Origin of the sequence: Vibrio sp. bablab_jr001 (assembly GCF_016464285.1) — a bacterium.
In the GTDB taxonomy this organism is placed as follows: domain Bacteria; phylum Pseudomonadota; class Gammaproteobacteria; order Enterobacterales; family Vibrionaceae; genus Vibrio; species Vibrio fluvialis.
The window spans coordinates 715,976-733,031 of record NZ_JACDWZ010000092.1 but is presented as its reverse complement, the minus strand read 5'-3'; the positions used below and the strand labels follow the sequence as shown (position 1 = coordinate 733,031).

Genomic DNA, 17,056 nt, shown 5'->3' with positions numbered 1-17,056 from the left:
CTCCGACAAGGGCTGAACCTCGTTTCGATTGCTGGTTATTTTGAGATACAAACCGTTTGCTCTAGCAACGGCGCTACAGTTTTGCGACGAATATCTATACTGTATAAAACTAAAGAGCATGGGATAAATCGTAGTAATACGGTGACCATTTCTTCTGTTCGGGAGTGGCTGTTCTGTGTTTAGCCATCTGTTGCGCACTCTTCAGTCACGGGAGTGATAAAGATGCGTCGGGTGGGATTGCTTCTTAATTTATGATTGGGAAGTTTTTAGTTAGCTTGAGTGGATACAAGGAGTATCATTCACGCTGAGGCAACCGATGTTGCTGGTATACGTTAGACACCACAATCGCAGATTGTTGTGCCATAGACCAAATTGGTACTGTGCGGTGACAGGGATAGCAATTGGTGCGTAGCACCGAGTCTTCAAGGAACCAAGTCCGTTCATTTGTGGCTGCCCGCCATGAAACATCCGTTTCGGGCCGGGGAGTGAACTATTTGAATATATTGATCGGAGATAGAAATGAGCGATTTAAAAGCAGCAGCACTACGTGCACTTAAACTGATGGACCTGACTACGCTGAATGATGATGACACGGATGCGAAAGTGATCCAGCTTTGTCATGATGCGAAGAGCCCAGTCGGTAACACCGCTGCGATCTGCATCTACCCTCGCTTTATTCCTATTGCTAAGAAGACCCTTCGTGAGCAAGGTACACCAGACGTTCGTATTGCAACGGTAACCAACTTCCCACACGGTAACGACGATGTGGATATTGCGGTTGCTGAAACCAAAGCCGCTGTGGCTTACGGTGCAGATGAAGTGGACGTGGTGTTCCCATATCGCGCTCTGATGGCAGGCAATGAACAGGTTGGTTTTGACCTGGTGAAACAATGTAAAGCGGCTTGTGGTGACACAGTGCTACTGAAAGTGATCATCGAAACCGGTGAACTGAAAGAAGAAGCGCTGATCAAAAAAGCTTCTCAAATCTGTATCGAAGCGGGTGCAGACTTCATCAAAACTTCTACGGGCAAAGTGCCAGTGAATGCGACGCCTGAATACGCACGCATGATGCTGGAAGTGATCCGTGATATGGGCGTAGCGAAAAGCGTTGGTTTCAAACCAGCGGGTGGCGTTCGTACTGCAGAAGATGCAGCCCTTTACTTAGCAATGGCAGATGAGATCCTAGGTGACAACTGGGTAGACAGTCGTCACTACCGTTTTGGTGCATCAAGCCTGCTGACCAATCTACTAAATACATTAGAAGTGACCAACGAAACTGCAGATCCTGCAGCGTACTAATTCGTTTCGCGTCTCAGGTGGCGCGCTGCGCCACCTATATTCTCTCTATACGATATAGACCATGGCTCTGATTCAGAGCTTGGGAGGCACTCATGTATTTACCTCAAGAAATTATTCGCAGAAAACGTGATGGCGAAGTCCTGACCGCAGAAGAGATCAACTTCTTTATTCAGGGGGTTGCGAACAACACGGTTTCTGAAGGCCAGATCGCAGCGTTTGCGATGGCGGTATTCTTTCGTGAAATGACCATGCCTGAACGTATTGCGCTGACCTGTGCAATGCGCGATTCCGGCATGGTGATCGACTGGAGCCACATGAACTTTGATGGCCCGATCGTCGACAAACATTCCACCGGTGGTGTGGGCGACGTAACCTCACTGATGCTTGGCCCAATGGTGGCAGCGTGTGGCGGTTACGTACCAATGATCTCTGGCCGTGGCCTTGGCCACACTGGCGGCACGCTGGACAAACTGGAATCGATTCCGGGCTACAACATTACGCCAACCAATGACGTGTTCGGCAAAGTGACCAAAGAAGCCGGCGTGGCCATCATCGGCCAGACTGGCGATTTGGCTCCCGCGGATAAGCGTGTCTACGCGACTCGTGATATCACCGCAACGGTAGACAACATTTCCCTCATTACCGCGTCCATTCTGTCGAAGAAGCTGGCGGCAGGTCTGGAATCGCTGGTAATGGACGTCAAGGTGGGTTCGGGCGCGTTTATGCCAACCTACGAAGCATCGGAAGAGCTGGCAAAATCCATCGTGGCAGTAGCCAACGGTGCCGGTACCAAAACCACGGCCATTCTGACCGACATGAATCAGGTGCTGGCGTCATCGGCGGGTAATGCCGTGGAAGTGCGCGAAGCGGTGCGTTTCCTCACCGGTGAATACCGTAATCCACGCTTGTTTGAAGTGACCATGGCGTCGTGCGCCGAAATGCTGGTGCTGGGTAAGTTGGCCAAAGACACCACTGAAGCGCGTGCCAAACTGCAAACCGTGCTGGATAACGGCGAGGCGGCGGAACGTTTTGGCAAGATGGTGGCAGGTCTTGGTGGGCCGGCAGATTTCGTGGAAAACTACGATAACTACCTTGATAAAGCCGACATCATCAAACCTGTGTACGCCGAGCAAAGCGGTGTGGTTTCCTCAATGGATACCCGCGCTATTGGCATGGCGGTGGTCGGTATGGGCGGCGGACGCCGTGTGGCGACCGATAGCATCGATTACGCAGTCGGCTTTGATCAGTTTATCCGTCTGGGTGAAGTGGCCGACAGCAATAAACCTTTAGCAATGATTCACGCCCGCACTGAAGCGCAGTGGCAAGACGCTGCCAACGCACTACAACGTGCAATCAAAGTGGGCGGAGAGTATGTACCAACTCCGGAAGTGTACCGTCAGATTCGTGAAGAAGACGTGTAGTTTCGGCTAGGAGTGAGCAATGAAAAGAGCATTTATTTTAGTTTTAGATTCCTTCGGTATTGGCGCGGCACCAGATGCCGAAGCGTTTGGTGATGTCGGTGCAGATACGTTGGGCCACATCGCGGATCAGTGTGCTAACGGTGAAGCCGACAACGCGAACCGCAAAGGCCCATTAACGCTGCCAAACCTGTCCAAACTGGGTCTGGCAATGGCACATAAAGAAGCCACGGGGCGTTTTGCACCGGGTTTGGATGAACGTGCCGATATCATCGGCGCCTACGGCCACGCTGCCGAGCTGTCTTCTGGTAAAGACACGCCATCAGGCCACTGGGAAATTGCTGGTGTGCCGGTACTGTTTGAATGGGGTTACTTCAGCGACAAACAAAACAGCTTCCCGAAAGCGCTGACCGACCGCATTCTGGCGCGCGCTGGCCTGGACGGATTCCTGGGCAACTGCCACGCATCGGGCACTCAAGTGCTGGATGATCTGGGTGAAGAGCACATGAAAACGGGTCAGCCAATTTTCTACACCTCGGCAGACTCGGTGTTCCAGATTGCGTGTCACGAAGAGACGTTTGGTCTCGATCGTCTGCTGGAGCTGTGCCAAATCGCTCGTGAAGAGCTGGAAGATTACAACATTGGCCGTGTGATCGCGCGTCCGTTCATCGGCCCGGGTAAAGGTCAGTTTGAGCGTACCGGTAACCGTCGTGACCTGTCGGTAGAACCGCCTTCAGCGACTGTGCTGCAAAAGCTGGTGGATGAGAAACAGGGTCAGGTTGTATCGATCGGTAAGATTGCTGACATCTACGCCAACTGCGGTATCACCAAAAAAGTCAAAGCGACCGGCATTCCAGCGCTGTTTGATGCCACTCTGGAGCAAATCTCAGCTGCTGGTGATAACACCATCGTGTTCACCAACTTCGTCGATTTCGATTCCGCTTACGGCCACCGCCGTGATGTGGCCGGTTATGCGGCGGCGCTGGAATACTTCGACAACCGTCTGCCACAGGTGCTGGAACTGATGCAGGACGATGACCTGCTGATCCTGACCGCCGATCACGGCTGTGACCCGACTTGGCCGGGCACCGACCACACGCGTGAGCACATTCCTGTGATTGTGTACGGTAAGAAAGTGAAGCCGGGCTCTCTGGGCCAGCGCGAAACCTTTGCTGACATCGGCCAGACACTGGCGAGCTACTTCGGTACCTCAGCAATGGACTACGGAAAGAACTTTCTGTGATAGCGCGCCGCAGACGAACACGTGATGACGACGTCATCGGCCTGTCACGTCTGCGGGCAAAGATTTGACTGCCTGTGGGCAGAAACCAAATTCAACGATTAAAATTTATCCAGAGACTGGGTAAACGCAATAAAGGAAAACACACATGGCTACTCCACATATCAATGCTGAGATGGGCGATTTTGCTGATGTAGTACTGATGCCGGGTGACCCGCTGCGCGCGAAATACATTGCTGAAACTTTCCTGGACGATGTGGTTCAGGTCTGCGACGTGCGCAACATGTTCGGTTACACAGGTACTTACAAAGGCCGCAAAGTGTCAGTAATGGGCCACGGTATGGGTATTCCATCGTGCTCAATCTACGTGACTGAGCTGGTAAAAGATTACGGCGTGAAGAAAATCATCCGTGTTGGTAGCTGCGGCGCCGTTAATGAAGACATCAAAGTGCGCGATGTCGTGATTGGCATGGGTGCTTGTACCGACTCTAAAGTGAACCGTATCCGTTTCAAAGATCACGACTTTGCCGCGATTGCGGATTACAAAATGGTGAAAGCGGCGGAAGAAGCAGCCAAAGCTCGCGGTATTGAGGTTAAAGTGGGTAACCTGTTCTCGGCTGAATTGTTCTACACGCCGGATCCATCAATGTTCGAAGTGATGGATAAATACGGCATCGTGGGTGTGGAGATGGAAGCTGCGGGTATCTACGGTGTGGCTGCTGAATACGGTGCAAAAGCACTGGCTATCTGTACTGTTTCAGATCACATCAAGACGGGTGAGCAAACTACTTCAGAAGAGCGTCAGAACACGTTCAACGAAATGATTGAGATTGCGCTGGATTCAGTGCTGATTGGTGACCAAGAAGGTTACTGATTTTTCTCAGTAAGATAAAACGTAAAAACCTCAGCATGTGCTGAGGTTTTTTTATGCGTATCTTCAGGTTATCCGGCGTTTTTCAACAACAGGTTTTCACCTTTATTTTTCGGTTTACGGCGCAATAGCAGCGTTAACAACACGCCACTGATGAAGCTCATCAGCAGCATCAGGTACATGTAGCGATCACTCTTGCGGTAGTGATGATCGGAAATGGCGGTCACTTTACCGGTTTCAAAGGTGATACGTACAAAGCCAATCAGGCTGCCATCGTGCATCACTGGTTCAACTAACTGCTGGCGGCCGATACTGGCGGTTTGCAGTGGCGTGTCCAGGCCGAGTACTTCACGCACGCTCAGGGCTGAATCGCTGGCGGCCAGTTTCACCCCTTCAGAATCATAAATAGTGGCATCAAATACCAAACGTTCCTGGGCTAACTGGTTAGTCAGTGCTAACAAACGCTCTTGATCCTGATCGGCAATCATGCTGCTCGCAGAGAGCGATGCTTGCGTGATCAGCACTTTAGTCAGGGTTTCCAACTGATTGGCCTGAATCCGTTCGTTGCCTTTACTGATCACAACACTGTTTTTGATGGTGGTGAAAAACATCGCCGCCAACAGGAGGACTGCCAGGATACGAATCACCATACGGAAGGAAAATAAAGAGCCGTCCATACACTGTTAACCCAAAGAAAAATAAGACTGGGCTCATATTGAGACTTGCGTTTTTAAATTGCAATAGGGTAACGTCAGGGAATCCCAACAAAGGAAAGTGGACATGGACGCTTTGAAAACCTTAACTATTAAAAAACATACGACTTTGCTCAACCGTCTGCCAGAAACCCGTTTTGCTAGCCAGTTAGATAAATCCAAAGCCAACTGGATCATTTTTGGCGAGTTTCTGTCGCCACAGCAATTTGATGACATTGATTTTTTCACTGGCCAGTACAACACCATCGTGGAAACCTGGAAAGTGGGTCATTACGACGTCGCGTTAATGGCGGGTGAGTTAACGCCGGAGCATGAAACCATCCTCAAAGGTCTGGAACTCGATTTCGCCCGCATCTCGGAAGTGCCGGATCTGTCCAAACCGGGGCTGATCGTATTGGACATGGACTCCACGGCGATTCAAATCGAGTGTATCGATGAAATTGCTAAGTTAGCCGGCGTGGGGGAAGAAGTGGCGGAAGTGACCGAACGCGCGATGCAGGGAGAACTGGATTTCGAACAGAGCCTGCGCCAGCGAGTGGGCAAACTGAAAGATGCCGATGCTGCAATTCTGGAAGCGGTGCGCAGTGAACTGCCATTGATGCCTGAACTGCCGGAACTGATTGACACATTGCAGTCGTTTGGTTGGAAAACAGCGATTGCCTCAGGCGGATTTACCTATTTCTCGGATCATCTCAAACAGATGTTGTCACTGGATCATGCTCAGTCCAACACGCTGGAAATTGTCGATGGCAAACTGACGGGGCAGGTGTTGGGCGATGTGGTGTCGGCGCAAACCAAAGCCGATATTCTGGTTGAACTGGCGCAGCAGTTCGATATCGAAATGCACAACACGGTTGCCGTCGGCGATGGTGCCAACGACTTGGTGATGATGTCCGCCGCGGGATTGGGCGTGGCGTATCATGCCAAACCGAAAGTCGAAGCGAAAGCGCAAACCTCGGTTCGTTTCTCGGCGTTGGGCGGCGTATTGTGTATTCTCTCCGCTGGTTTGGTGAAGCAGCAGAAGCTGAGCTGGAAAGCGCAGCCGTAATTGATGCGAAATGATGAAAAAAACGAGGCGTGATGCCTCGTTTTTTATTGGGTCAGTTCCAGACGAATCAACACTTCTTCGGTGATATCAATGATTTCACCAAAGCCGATGATTGCGCTGAGTTCTTTCTCCAGCGATTTGGCGTGTGGCATGCTGATTTGGGTCAGTTCATTGAGGTCGCTGCGCATTAACATCGTGATGGGGTCAAACACCGGCACACCGCTGACTCGCAGCACGTAAATTTCGCCCATGTGCTGCGCACGAGCAATAAACTGCATTCGCTCTTTGGTGTTGGCAAAATCATTCACCAGCCTTGATTCAATCGACTGAATGCGTGAACCAAACTTCATTGCCGCGATGTAAACCTCGTTATATTGGGGCTCGGCACCATCAATGCGCCGCATCGGGGTGGCGAGTAAAGAGTTGGTGTGTCCTTTGAAGATCGGCTCAAGTGAAATTCGGTTCTCGTGTCCGAGTTTCGCCAGCAGCGCCAGATGGGGTGGCAACGGGTAGTTGACGCCGATGACGCGTGGTCTCAGGTTGGCCCCCGATTTCTCGACAAAAATCGGTGTGCTGACCATTTTGTCCAGCAGGATGTTGTGCAACCCTTCCAGCAATGACTGACTAGGCAGAATCTCTTCTTTACGTAGCAGCTTGTCCTGGTTGTTTTCGATGATGCTGTTAAAGAAAGCAATACTCTTAATGGTTTGCGTATTCTCTTCAATCACCATTTGCAGGCGGCGGCCTTCCGGACTGATGCGTATCACTTTATAAGGCAGCGCATCCAGTGGCAGCTTTTTGTCATATAGCTTCAGTTCCTGGAAGTTCACATTCACCATATCGCCGGCTTTGAGGTCCACAGGGCTACTGAGGATCAGACTCAGGCCGCGTTTAGACAGATCGACCGTAAAGCCCTCAGCCAAAACTTGGTCGTTAAGGTGAAGTTGCAGCGGCGTGCGGAACTTATAACGTGGCTCTTTACGGCGAGTGCGTGCATCGAAATAGATGTTGAGCGGCATGCCTTCGACTTTACGCGGGTGGCGGAAAGGGTTGAGCTCGCTGCTTGCTAAGGCGGGTTTGTCCACCAACAGGTAATCTTTCGCTGAGCTGACATCACTCACTTCCTGCAAAATACCGCAGTGGGTGAGTTCGCTGGAGTGATTGGCCAGTTCTTGCGAATGTTTCGCCAGTTCAACGCGTTCCTCTTCAGAGAGCTCAAATACCGACAGGCGAAACGCTTTCCAGCTGTTTTTACGTGCACCGATGTGCCAGAACAGTTTACGTTGTTCGCGAGTCGCTTCTGGCATCATCATCGAAAAGAACAGCGTTTTGCCTTGGTGATCGTGCTTGAAGGCATAGAGTACGTTGTTGCTGCCACGAATGCCGGGTTTGGTCAGCATCTCCATGCGGCTGTTGTTGAACAGGCTGCCCAACGCTTGCTGATTGCGTTCATCCTGCCAGTATTGCCAGATAGGCTGGTTGTTTTCTGTCATCAACACCAGTTTGAGTTCGCTGCCACTGAAAAAGACCGGCAGGTTGGCGGTGTGTTTGAGATAACTGTGTTCGTACCCTCGAGTACGGGCGCGGATGATTTTGTCCTGGTTATCGTGTTTGGCTTTTTGCGCGTTGTTACGCAGTGATTCAAGGATCACTTGCTCAACGACGTTGGTCTCGGAAAGCTTAAGCGTGCGTAAAAACTTCACGGCATCGTTGTCGTAAGACTCTTCAATCGCCAGAATACGGTATTCGATAGGTTTGTTGAGGCCACCAATCTCTGAGGTCTGCTCAAGTTCGGTGAACAGCACCGAGATAACGTCTCCCAGTTTGTAATCAAACGCGGAAGGTACTTTGAACTTGGCGCCAGAGGCTGACAGATCAACACTCAGGCCGTGGACAACCTGTTCGCGAGTACGCAGGTGAATTTTGACCTGCGATGCGATTTTTAAACGGTTTTCCTGACGCTTGAGGTCATAGCCCAATTTCACCGGCTCAACTTCAAACGGACTGTCGGCGCTGGTGAGTTTTGATTGATTGAGGGTACCGCGTTGTTGCATGACCCGGAAGTTGTTGCGCGTGTTATACAGTGTATCCCACACCCCTTCGGTGTAGCTGCCGTATTTCTTCAGCCCTTTGTGATAGGCGTTAAAGGCCACATCATCGAGCCAGTGTTTGCGGCCATCCAGATCATACTCTCGGCATTCACCTTGCACCCGACCACGCAGGTCGATGCTTTTGTTACACGGCGCCATCACACGGTTGAGCTCCATCTTTACCAACAGTTTGACTGACGGTGGATGGCTGCTGGTTAATTGGTTCAGCAGGCGCTCGAAATCGGGTGAGTTAAACACCGGAATTAATTGTTCAGCGAAAGAGAGAATTTCAGATTGCTGCATATTTTTCTGTTAGAGTGTGGTTCTCATTCATGATACATCGGCTCTGGATGTAAAATCTTTAGCGATATGTTGCAGTGATTCAACATTTTATTAAACCTGTGTAGTCACAACTTAGACGATTTTTGAGGATTCATGGTTAAAGCAAAACGTGCGTATGTCTGTAATGACTGTGGCGCGGATTTTCCGCGTTGGCAGGGGCAATGTAATGCCTGCGGAGCTTGGAATACCATTTCTGAAGTTCGCTTGGCAGCGTCGCCACAAGTGGCGCGCAATGAACGCTTAAGTGGCTACGCGGGCAGTGCCACGGAAGCGGTAGTACAAACCCTGTCCGACATTAATTTGCAGGAAGTGCCGCGTTTTACCAGTGGCTTCAAAGAACTCGACCGTGTTTTGGGTGGCGGCGTGGTGCCGGGCGCGGCGATTTTGATCGGTGGCAACCCCGGGGCGGGTAAATCGACGCTGTTGCTGCAAACCATGTGTCTGCTTTCATCGCAAATGAAAACCCTGTACGTCACGGGCGAAGAATCGCTGCAACAAGTGGCGATGCGCGCGTCTCGTCTTGGGTTACCGAAAGAGCATCTTAAAATGCTGTCGGAAACCAACGTCGATCGTATTTGCCAGATTGCCGAAAAAGAACAACCGCGCATTATGGTGATTGACTCGATTCAGGTCATGCACGTTGCCGATGTGCAATCTTCGCCGGGCAGTGTGGCTCAGGTGCGCGAAGCGGCCACGGCTCTGACCCGTTACGCCAAGCAGAATAACGTAGCAGTGTTTATCGTCGGTCATGTGACCAAAGATGGCACACTGGCTGGCCCGAAAGTTCTCGAACACATCATCGACTGTTCGGTACTGCTGGATGGTGGCTCAGACAGCCGCTTTCGCACGCTGCGCAGTCACAAAAACCGCTTTGGTGCAGTGAATGAACTGGGCGTATTCGCCATGACCGGACAAGGGTTGCGCGAGGTGAGCAACCCGTCAGCGATTTTCCTGTCACGTGGTGAAGAAGCAACCTCCGGCAGCTCGGTGATGGTGGTGTGGGAAGGCACGCGTCCACTCTTAGTTGAGATTCAGGCGCTGGTGGATTACTCGCAGCTGGCCAACCCACGTCGCGTTGCAGTGGGTTTAGAGCAGAACCGATTGTCACTGCTGCTGGCCGTGCTGCACAAGCATGGCGGTTTGCAAATGGCGGATCAGGATGTGTTCGTCAACGTTGTCGGTGGTGTCAAAGTCACCGAAACCAGTGCCGACCTGGCCCTGTTGATGGCGCTGCTTTCGAGTTTTCGTGATAAACCACTACCAAAAGATGTGGTGGTGTTTGGTGAAGTGGGGCTGGCGGGCGAGATCCGTCCGGTGCCGAGTGGACAAGAAAGATTGAACGAAGCGTTCAAACATGGCTTTAAAAAAGCCATCGTCCCGATTGCGAATATGCCCAAAGGTGGCATTCCGGGAATGCAGATTCACGGCGTTCGCAAGCTGTCTGAAGCTATCTCCGCTTTTGATGAACTGTGAGGAAGCGAATTCAAAACGCTCGCTAAATATTTCGCTCATCGACTCGCGTCTTAGTGCCGGATCGCCTATATTTCATCAGCAGTAGGCGGACGTAAACTATTTTTTTTCAGCAAGTGTACGCAGGGGTATCAGTCTTGACGGATTGTGATATACTCTGCGCGCACTTTATACCTTATTAACAGAGTAAGACAATGGCAGATTTATCGAAATACAGAAACATTGGTATTTTCGCGCACGTTGACGCGGGTAAAACCACTACCACTGAGCGTATTCTTAAGCTTACTGGTAAAATCCATAAAACTGGTGAGGTTCACGATGGTGAATCTACTACAGACTTCATGGAGCAGGAAGCAGAGCGCGGTATTACTATCCAATCAGCTGCGGTAACTTGTGAGTGGAAAAAACACCGACTAAACGTTATCGATACTCCTGGACACGTTGACTTTACAGTAGAAGTATACCGTTCACTGAAAGTTCTTGATGGCGGTATCGGTGTATTCTGTGGTTCTGGCGGTGTTGAACCTCAGTCAGAAACTAACTGGCGTTACGCGAACGAATCAGAAGTTGCACGTATCATCTTCGTAAACAAACTGGACCGTATGGGTGCAGACTTCTTCAACGTTGTTGAACAAGTGAAGAACGTACTGGCAGCTAACCCACTGGTTATGACTCTTCCGATCGGTCGTGAAGATGACTTCATCGGTGTTGTTGACGTACTAAACCGTCAAGCTTACGTATGGGATGATTCAGGTCTTCCAGAAAACTACGAAATCAAAGAAGTTCCTGCGGACATGGTTGATCAAGTAGAAGAGTACCGTGAGCTTCTGATCGAATCTGCTGTAGAGCAAGACGACGAGCTGATGATGGCTTACATGGAAGGTGAAGAACCAACTGTTGAGCAAATCAAAGCATGTATCCGTAAAGGTACTCGCGATCTAGCGTTCTTCCCAACATTCTGTGGTTCTGCGTTCAAAAACAAAGGTATGCAACTTGTTCTTGACGCGGTAGTAGATTACCTACCAGCTCCAACTGAAGTTGAACCTCAAGATCTGACTGATCCACAAACTGGTGAACCAACTGGTGAAAAAGCGATCGTTGATCCAGAGCTGCCACTGAAAGCGCTAGCATTCAAGATCATGGATGACCGCTTCGGTGCTCTGACGTTCATCCGTATCTACTCTGGCCGCATGAAGAAGGGTGACACCATCCTTAACGCTGCGACTGGCAAAACTGAACGTATCGGCCGTATGGTTGAGATGCAAGCGAACGACCGTACTGAGATCACTGAAGCGCAAGCTGGTGACATCATCGCAGTTGTTGGCATGAAGAACGTTCAAACTGGTCACACTCTGTGTGATCCAAAACACGAATGTACTCTTGAACCAATGATCTTCCCAGAGCCAGTAATCTCTATCGCTGTTGCTCCTAAAGACAAAGGTTCAACTGAGAAAATGGGTATCGCGATCGGTAAAATGGTTGCAGAAGATCCATCGTTCCAAGTTGAAACTGACGAAGATTCAGGCGAAACCATCCTTAAAGGTATGGGCGAACTTCACCTGGACATCAAAGTGGACATCCTGAAACGTACTTACGGTGTTGAACTGGAAGTAGGTGCTCCTCAGGTTGCTTACCGTGAAACTATCACTAAAGCAATCGAAGACAGCTACACGCACAAGAAACAGTCTGGTGGTTCAGGTCAGTTCGGTAAGATCGACTACCGTATCAAACCAGGTGAGCCAAACTCAGGCTTCACTTTCAAATCAACTGTAGTTGGTGGTAACGTTCCTAAGGAATTCTGGCCAGCAGTTGAGAAAGGTTTTGAGGGCATGATGGCTCACGGTGTTCTTGCAGGCTTCCCAACGCTTGACGTTGAAGTTGAACTGTTCGACGGTGGCTTCCACGCAGTTGACTCATCTGCAATCGCATTTGAAATCGCAGCGAAAGGCGCATTCCGTCAATCAATGCCAAAAGCAGGCGCTCAGCTTCTAGAACCTATCATGAAAGTTGACGTGTTCACTCCAGAAGATCACGTTGGTGACGTAATCGGTGACCTGAACCGTCGTCGTGGTATGATCAAAGACCAACAAGCTGGTGCAACTGGTGTTCGTATTAAAGCAGACGTTCCTCTATCAGAAATGTTCGGCTACATCGGTACTCTACGTACTATGACTTCAGGTCGTGGTCAGTTCTCTATGGAGTTCGAAAAATACTCACCATGTCCAGCAAACGTTGCTGAGAAAGTGATTGCTGAAGTTAAAGAGCGTAACGCTAAGAAGTAATTCTTGAGTTAAGCATTTAACAACAAAGCCCCGTTGGTGAAAGCTGACGGGGCTTTTTCTTTGGCTCAGCTTTAAGCTCTCTACGCGGCAAACGAGAGACACTGTCTAAAGTTCGAATTGTGTTTCCCGAATCTCACCGATGTAAGGATAGCGCTGCTGGAACTGTGCGATTTCTTCTTTCAGCCAGGTATGAAAAGCCTGAATCTTTGGACGTTTGAAGTAACCACTTGGCGCACACAGATAAAATTGAAAACGCGGTTTTAAAGCGACGTTTCCCACCTGAACCAGCTTACCTTCTTCAATGTATCGGCATGCTGTCGCGTGTTTCACCAAAGCTACCCCCTGAACGGCCAGTGCGCCTTCCAGCACAAATTGAGAACCGTTGTACTGCAGAGTCGACTTACTACTGTGATAGCCCAAGTTACGCAACCATAATCCCCAATCCATATCCGGCCATATATCCTCGATGAGATCAGCGCGCACCAGATCATCCAATTGATATATATTGTGTTGCTGCTGATAAATCGGGTGACAGACTGGGTAGAGCACTTCATCCATCAGCCACTCGGAATGGACGTTCTTGTAGTCGCCGCGGCCATAGCGGATGCAGACATCCACACTGGAGTCCTGAAAATTCACCAGATCGCTGGTAGGTTCAATTAATAGTGAGATTTCGGGATGTTGGGTTCGAAAATCGCCGATGCGCGGCACTAACCAATGCTGAGCGAAAGAGGGCAGAGTTGAAATCGACAATTGATGCGGCGAAGGATCTTGGTTGATCAAGCGAATACCTTCCTGCAGGTGAGCAAAGCCTTTCTGAGCCTGTTGATACAGCACACTGCCTTCATGGGTCAGATGAATTTTTCGGTGTTGGCGAACAAACAGTTCAGCCCCAAGCCACTCTTCTAATAGGCGAATTTGTTGGCTGATGGCCGCTGGTGTCACAAACAGCTTTTCCGCTGCGACTTTGAAACTGCCTGTTTCGGCGGCTGTATAAAAATAAAACAGCCCTTGAAAAGGCGGGATACGTTCACTCACATTAGTTTTCCTTAACTGAATGGCAAGATCTATCGTTTGTCGGGATAACGATTAATGACGATTATTAGTCATAACAAATCAGGGTTCAAGGGGGACTTATGAACGTTACTCAAATCGAAAAATCATATACTCAGCACCAATTACCAAGTTATTCAGTTAATACTTTCTTGAGTCAGTTAATGCAATGGCGACAAAACTACCGCACTCGTCGTCAGCTGCGTGACTTGCCGCCGCATCTGTGGAAAGACCTGGGTCTTGAGCGTGAGCAGATTGAGGCAGAAGTTAACAAAAGCTTCTGGCGTTAAAGCGGTGCTTGCTGTCTCAGCTCCCGTCGCAGCCAGTCATTGAATGCTTCAATACGGGCTGCGCGGGATGAAGAAGGATCGCTGATCAAGCTGTAGCGCACACCGGGTGTTAATCCGACAGAGAACGGTTTGACTAACAGGCCACGGGCAACAAAATCATCAGCCAGACTGTCGGTCGCCAAACAGGCTCCATGACCTGCAATCACGGCATTCAGAGCCATGTCGAAGGTACTCACTTCCATCCATTGAACGGTATCTTTGGCCATGACGACGGACGCTTGTCTGAACCATTGAGACCAGGAAAAACTCTGTGAGTCGAAGTGGATCAGCCAGCAGTTCAGCAGTTGTTCCGGCTCGGAGAATTTCATTGAGTTAGCCAGCTCAGGTGAACAAAAGGGATAGACGGGCTCTTCAAACAACATCTCTTGGTGCAAGCCAGGATCATTGACCTCTTCATCCCCTTGCCATATCGCCACATCAATCGAAGTGTGGCGAATATTGGGTGTATCGCAGTCGGTAATGAGGCGGATCGGAATATACGGATGCTCCATCGTGAACTTCCACAATCTTGGCATCAGCCAGCGTGAAGCAAATGAAGGTGGAGTACGCACACACAGTACGCCTTCAACCGGTTCGCTTTGAATTTGATTAAGACCAGTGATGATTTTCTCAAAGCCACTGCTGACTTGTTGGTAGAGCGTTTCACCTTGTTTGGTCAGTTGCATTTCTCGGCCCTGTCGGACGAAAAGTTTGCAACTCAGGCCTTCTTCCAGTTGACGGATTTTCTGACTCACGGCGGCTTGAGAAATAAACAGCTCTGTAGCGGCAGCGCTGTAGCTTCGAAGGCGTGCTGCGACTTCAAAATAGCGTAAGCCAGCAAGGTGTTTGAGGCGACTGTCCATAATCTCTGCTTATAGTTGGTGTGTTAAATGATCGTTCGTATCGCGTCAGCGTCCTTTTCATAATACGGGCTATGCGGTGGTGGGTACAGGAAGATATGTATGGAAAAGGTTATTCAAGTTAAGCAGCAATATTCTGTTATTAGAAAGATAAATAACGCGATTCGGCAGATTTTGGGCATGGAGAAGGAACTCCGACGAGTATTACCAGAACCAGAAAATGCCCATCTTAGACGAGACATAGGGTTAGAAGAAGTCGGTGACAACGCTCGTGATTATCAGCGTTACTTATAGTGAAAATGAAAAAGGAGCCCTCAGGCTCCTTTCCAATTATTCTTCCCAGACGACAAGCTGACCTTTGGGCCAATTTTGTCCGACTTCATGGTATTTTTGTTCCAACACGTGACGCTTAATTTTAAGCGTCGGTGTCAGAATACCGTTGTCGATACTCCATGGCTCTTTGATCATGAGTACGCCCTTAATTTGTTCATGAGATTCCAACTCGTTGTTCATTTTATCAATCACTTTGCGAGTTGTGCGTTCATAACGTGCCCGGTCAAAGTTAGGAAAATCATGAGGGACGACCAATAGAATAGGAGCGGGGAGCCCAAGACCAATCAGGCACATCATCTCTACCCGACTGTACTCAAACAACTTTTTCTCGATCGGTACGGGGGAAACGAACTTACCTTTCGCTGTTTTGAAGGTATCCTTTTTACGCCCTTGGATAGTCAGATAGCCTTCAGCATCCAACGAGCCAATGTCTCCGGTGTGCAACCAGCCTTCGCGATCAAAGGATTCTTGGGTGGCAATATCATTTTTGTAGTAACCGGAAAATAAGCCTTTGCCCTGAACCATGATCTCTCCGTCAGAGGCAATCTTAAGGTTGATCCCCGGCCCGGCTTGCCCGACCGTTCCGATTTTATCGGCGCGGAATGGGTAGTTGATCGTGCTGTAAGCAAATGACTCGGTCATTCCCCAGGCTTCGGTAATGTTTAAACCAACACTGTGATACCAGGAAAGCAGTGCTGGGGACACCGGTGCTGAGCCACAACCCAGCACTCGCGCTTTATCGAGGCCAAGGCCATCAGCCAGTTTGCGTTTAATCAATGTATTGACGAACGGTATCTTAAGCAGGATATCAAGTTTTCGTTGCGGCAACTTATCCTGAATACGTTGCTGGAACAGGGTCCAGAGTCTCGGCACTGAGATGAACAACGTCGGGCGCTGCATTTTGACATCTTCAATAAAGGTATCGAGTGATTCCGGAAACGCCGTCGGAACGCCACCCTGAATTGAGCTGCCAAAGATGTAAACTCGTTCGGTAATGTGCGCTAAAGGCAAATAGGAGAACAGACGGTCATTTTCCTGAATGCCGATGTGTCGAATCAATTGCTGAACCGACCAACTGAACGCGCCGTAGGTCAGCATCGCTCCTTTCGGTAATCCCGAGGTTCCCGAGGTGTACACCAGCGACATCAACTTGTCATCGTAGTGTTGTGGACGACTTTCACTTGGCGGATAGTGCGCGATAAGATCCTGATAACGATGCTGACACGTTGGTGCTGAATCGTATGGCAGGGAGACAGTGATAAGATCGGGTATTTCTGTAAGTACTTGCGATGTTGCTTTTGCATCATCAAGCTTACCTGCGATCAAGATTTTACTTTCACTGTGAGAAATACAGTATTCGATCGTATCGGCCCCTGCTGTGGGGAAGATGGGAACACTGACGAAGTCACCCAGCATGAACGCAAGATCGCAGATAAACCACTCGGCGCAGTTTTTTGATATTAAAGCAATCTTATCGCCCGGTTTTGCACCCAGATCGCGCAGTGCTGAGACAAGACGAAGTGCTTGATCCGCAACGTCGGCATAAGTAAATTCAACGAATTGTCGGTTGATAATTTGCTTGAGATAAACCTCATCAGGGCGTTCCCTGGCCCATTTCAAAATCATCTCATTGGGTGGTGGGAGAGCACTGGTCGGTTTGCTTAACTCGTTAGGCTGAATCATTCTCTAACTCCATGTTATTGGCAAA

The 17,056-nt window shown here is 49.7% G+C and carries 14 protein-coding genes; 9 read left to right on the top strand and 5 right to left on the bottom strand.

What is annotated here, in order from left to right; genetic code table 11:
* The first annotated feature begins 519 nt into the window (after positions 1 to 519).
* From deoC to deoD, 4 genes are all read left to right on the top strand, one after another.
* Positions 520 to 1,299, top strand: a complete 780-nt coding sequence (gene deoC, locus JIG40_RS17010) for a deoxyribose-phosphate aldolase (RefSeq protein ID WP_020330541.1) — start codon at positions 520 to 522, stop codon at positions 1,297 to 1,299.
* A gap of 92 nt (positions 1,300 to 1,391) precedes the next feature.
* Positions 1,392 to 2,720 (top strand): thymidine phosphorylase, encoded by a 1,329-nt coding sequence (gene deoA / locus JIG40_RS17005; protein ID WP_199465701.1) that lies wholly within the window; start codon positions 1,392 to 1,394, stop codon positions 2,718 to 2,720.
* Between the two features lie 19 nt (positions 2,721 to 2,739).
* Positions 2,740 to 3,960 (top strand): phosphopentomutase, encoded by a 1,221-nt coding sequence (deoB, locus tag JIG40_RS17000; protein ID WP_199465700.1) that lies wholly within the window; start codon positions 2,740 to 2,742, stop codon positions 3,958 to 3,960.
* Between the two features lie 145 nt (positions 3,961 to 4,105).
* Positions 4,106 to 4,831, top strand: a complete 726-nt coding sequence (gene deoD / locus JIG40_RS16995; RefSeq protein ID WP_199465699.1) for a purine-nucleoside phosphorylase — start codon at positions 4,106 to 4,108, stop codon at positions 4,829 to 4,831.
* Between the two features lie 68 nt (positions 4,832 to 4,899).
* Here the strand turns inward: deoD and JIG40_RS16990 are convergent, their stop codons facing one another.
* Positions 4,900 to 5,505: a YtjB family periplasmic protein gene (locus JIG40_RS16990; RefSeq protein ID WP_024373282.1), complete on the bottom strand. Its 606-nt coding sequence runs from the start codon at positions 5,503 to 5,505 to the stop codon at positions 4,900 to 4,902.
* A gap of 103 nt (positions 5,506 to 5,608) precedes the next feature.
* Between JIG40_RS16990 and serB the strand changes: the two genes are divergently transcribed.
* The gene (gene serB, locus JIG40_RS16985; protein WP_020429789.1) at positions 5,609 to 6,589 is read left to right on the top strand and encodes a phosphoserine phosphatase; all 981 of its coding nucleotides are present in this window, start codon (positions 5,609 to 5,611) and stop codon (positions 6,587 to 6,589) included.
* A gap of 44 nt (positions 6,590 to 6,633) precedes the next feature.
* On the opposite strand, the gene JIG40_RS16980 is transcribed toward serB, so the two are convergent.
* Entirely contained in the window at positions 6,634 to 8,982 is a 2,349-nt protein-coding gene (locus JIG40_RS16980; protein WP_199465698.1) for a PilZ domain-containing protein, read from the bottom strand.
* Positions 8,983 to 9,114: 132 nt separating this feature from the next.
* Here JIG40_RS16980 and radA point away from each other — a divergent pair, with 132 nt between their 5' ends.
* Positions 9,115 to 10,494 (top strand): DNA repair protein RadA, encoded by a 1,380-nt coding sequence (gene radA / locus JIG40_RS16975; protein ID WP_020330548.1) that lies wholly within the window; start codon positions 9,115 to 9,117, stop codon positions 10,492 to 10,494.
* Positions 10,495 to 10,685: 191 nt separating this feature from the next.
* Positions 10,686 to 12,773 (top strand): elongation factor G, encoded by a 2,088-nt coding sequence (fusA, locus tag JIG40_RS16970; RefSeq protein WP_154184723.1) that lies wholly within the window; start codon positions 10,686 to 10,688, stop codon positions 12,771 to 12,773.
* Positions 12,774 to 12,878: 105 nt separating this feature from the next.
* On the opposite strand, the gene JIG40_RS16965 is transcribed toward fusA, so the two are convergent.
* A complete protein-coding gene (locus JIG40_RS16965) occupies positions 12,879 to 13,811 on the bottom strand; it encodes a LysR substrate-binding domain-containing protein (RefSeq protein ID WP_199465697.1) in 933 nt (310 codons plus the stop codon).
* 179 nt (positions 13,812 to 13,990) lie between these two features.
* Between JIG40_RS16965 and JIG40_RS16960 the strand changes: the two genes are divergently transcribed.
* Positions 13,991 to 14,116, top strand: coding sequence for a DUF1127 domain-containing protein (locus tag JIG40_RS16960; protein ID WP_020330551.1), 126 nt, complete (start codon positions 13,991 to 13,993; stop codon positions 14,114 to 14,116).
* Here JIG40_RS16960 and JIG40_RS16955 read toward each other — a convergent pair.
* Positions 14,113 to 15,018, bottom strand: a complete 906-nt coding sequence (locus JIG40_RS16955) for a LysR substrate-binding domain-containing protein (RefSeq protein ID WP_199465696.1) — start codon at positions 15,016 to 15,018, stop codon at positions 14,113 to 14,115. The two genes, JIG40_RS16960 and JIG40_RS16955, sit on opposite strands and share 4 nt — an antisense overlap.
* 99 nt (positions 15,019 to 15,117) lie before the next feature.
* Here JIG40_RS16955 and JIG40_RS16950 point away from each other — a divergent pair, with 99 nt between their 5' ends.
* Positions 15,118 to 15,309: a hypothetical protein gene (locus JIG40_RS16950; RefSeq protein WP_154184720.1), complete on the top strand. Its 192-nt coding sequence runs from the start codon at positions 15,118 to 15,120 to the stop codon at positions 15,307 to 15,309.
* Between the two features lie 36 nt (positions 15,310 to 15,345).
* Here JIG40_RS16950 and JIG40_RS16945 read toward each other — a convergent pair whose 3' ends face one another.
* Complete coding sequence (locus tag JIG40_RS16945) at positions 15,346 to 17,031, bottom strand: AMP-binding protein (RefSeq protein WP_199465695.1); 1,686 nt, start codon at positions 17,029 to 17,031, stop codon at positions 15,346 to 15,348.
* Between the last annotated feature and the right edge of the window lie 25 nt (positions 17,032 to 17,056).

What these genes read in the sequence shown, in the direction of transcription:
- JIG40_RS16990 (WP_024373282.1), bottom strand. Translation starts at nt 5,505, where the DNA reads ATGGACGGCTCTTTATTTTCCTTCCGTATGGTGATTCGTATCCTGGCA.
- deoA (WP_199465701.1), top strand. Translation starts at nt 1,392, where the DNA reads ATGTATTTACCTCAAGAAATTATTCGCAGAAAACGTGATGGCGAAGTC.
- serB (WP_020429789.1), top strand. Translation starts at nt 5,609, where the DNA reads ATGGACGCTTTGAAAACCTTAACTATTAAAAAACATACGACTTTGCTC.
- JIG40_RS16980 (WP_199465698.1), bottom strand. Translation starts at nt 8,982, where the DNA reads ATGCAGCAATCTGAAATTCTCTCTTTCGCTGAACAATTAATTCCGGTG.
- JIG40_RS16955 (WP_199465696.1), bottom strand. Translation starts at nt 15,018, where the DNA reads ATGGACAGTCGCCTCAAACACCTTGCTGGCTTACGCTATTTTGAAGTC.
- JIG40_RS16960 (WP_020330551.1), top strand. Translation starts at nt 13,991, where the DNA reads ATGCAATGGCGACAAAACTACCGCACTCGTCGTCAGCTGCGTGACTTG.
- fusA (WP_154184723.1), top strand. Translation starts at nt 10,686, where the DNA reads ATGGCAGATTTATCGAAATACAGAAACATTGGTATTTTCGCGCACGTT.
- radA (WP_020330548.1), top strand. Translation starts at nt 9,115, where the DNA reads ATGGTTAAAGCAAAACGTGCGTATGTCTGTAATGACTGTGGCGCGGAT.
- deoD (WP_199465699.1), top strand. Translation starts at nt 4,106, where the DNA reads ATGGCTACTCCACATATCAATGCTGAGATGGGCGATTTTGCTGATGTA.
- JIG40_RS16950 (WP_154184720.1), top strand. Translation starts at nt 15,118, where the DNA reads ATGGAAAAGGTTATTCAAGTTAAGCAGCAATATTCTGTTATTAGAAAG.
- deoB (WP_199465700.1), top strand. Translation starts at nt 2,740, where the DNA reads ATGAAAAGAGCATTTATTTTAGTTTTAGATTCCTTCGGTATTGGCGCG.
- deoC (WP_020330541.1), top strand. Translation starts at nt 520, where the DNA reads ATGAGCGATTTAAAAGCAGCAGCACTACGTGCACTTAAACTGATGGAC.
- JIG40_RS16945 (WP_199465695.1), bottom strand. Translation starts at nt 17,031, where the DNA reads ATGATTCAGCCTAACGAGTTAAGCAAACCGACCAGTGCTCTCCCACCA.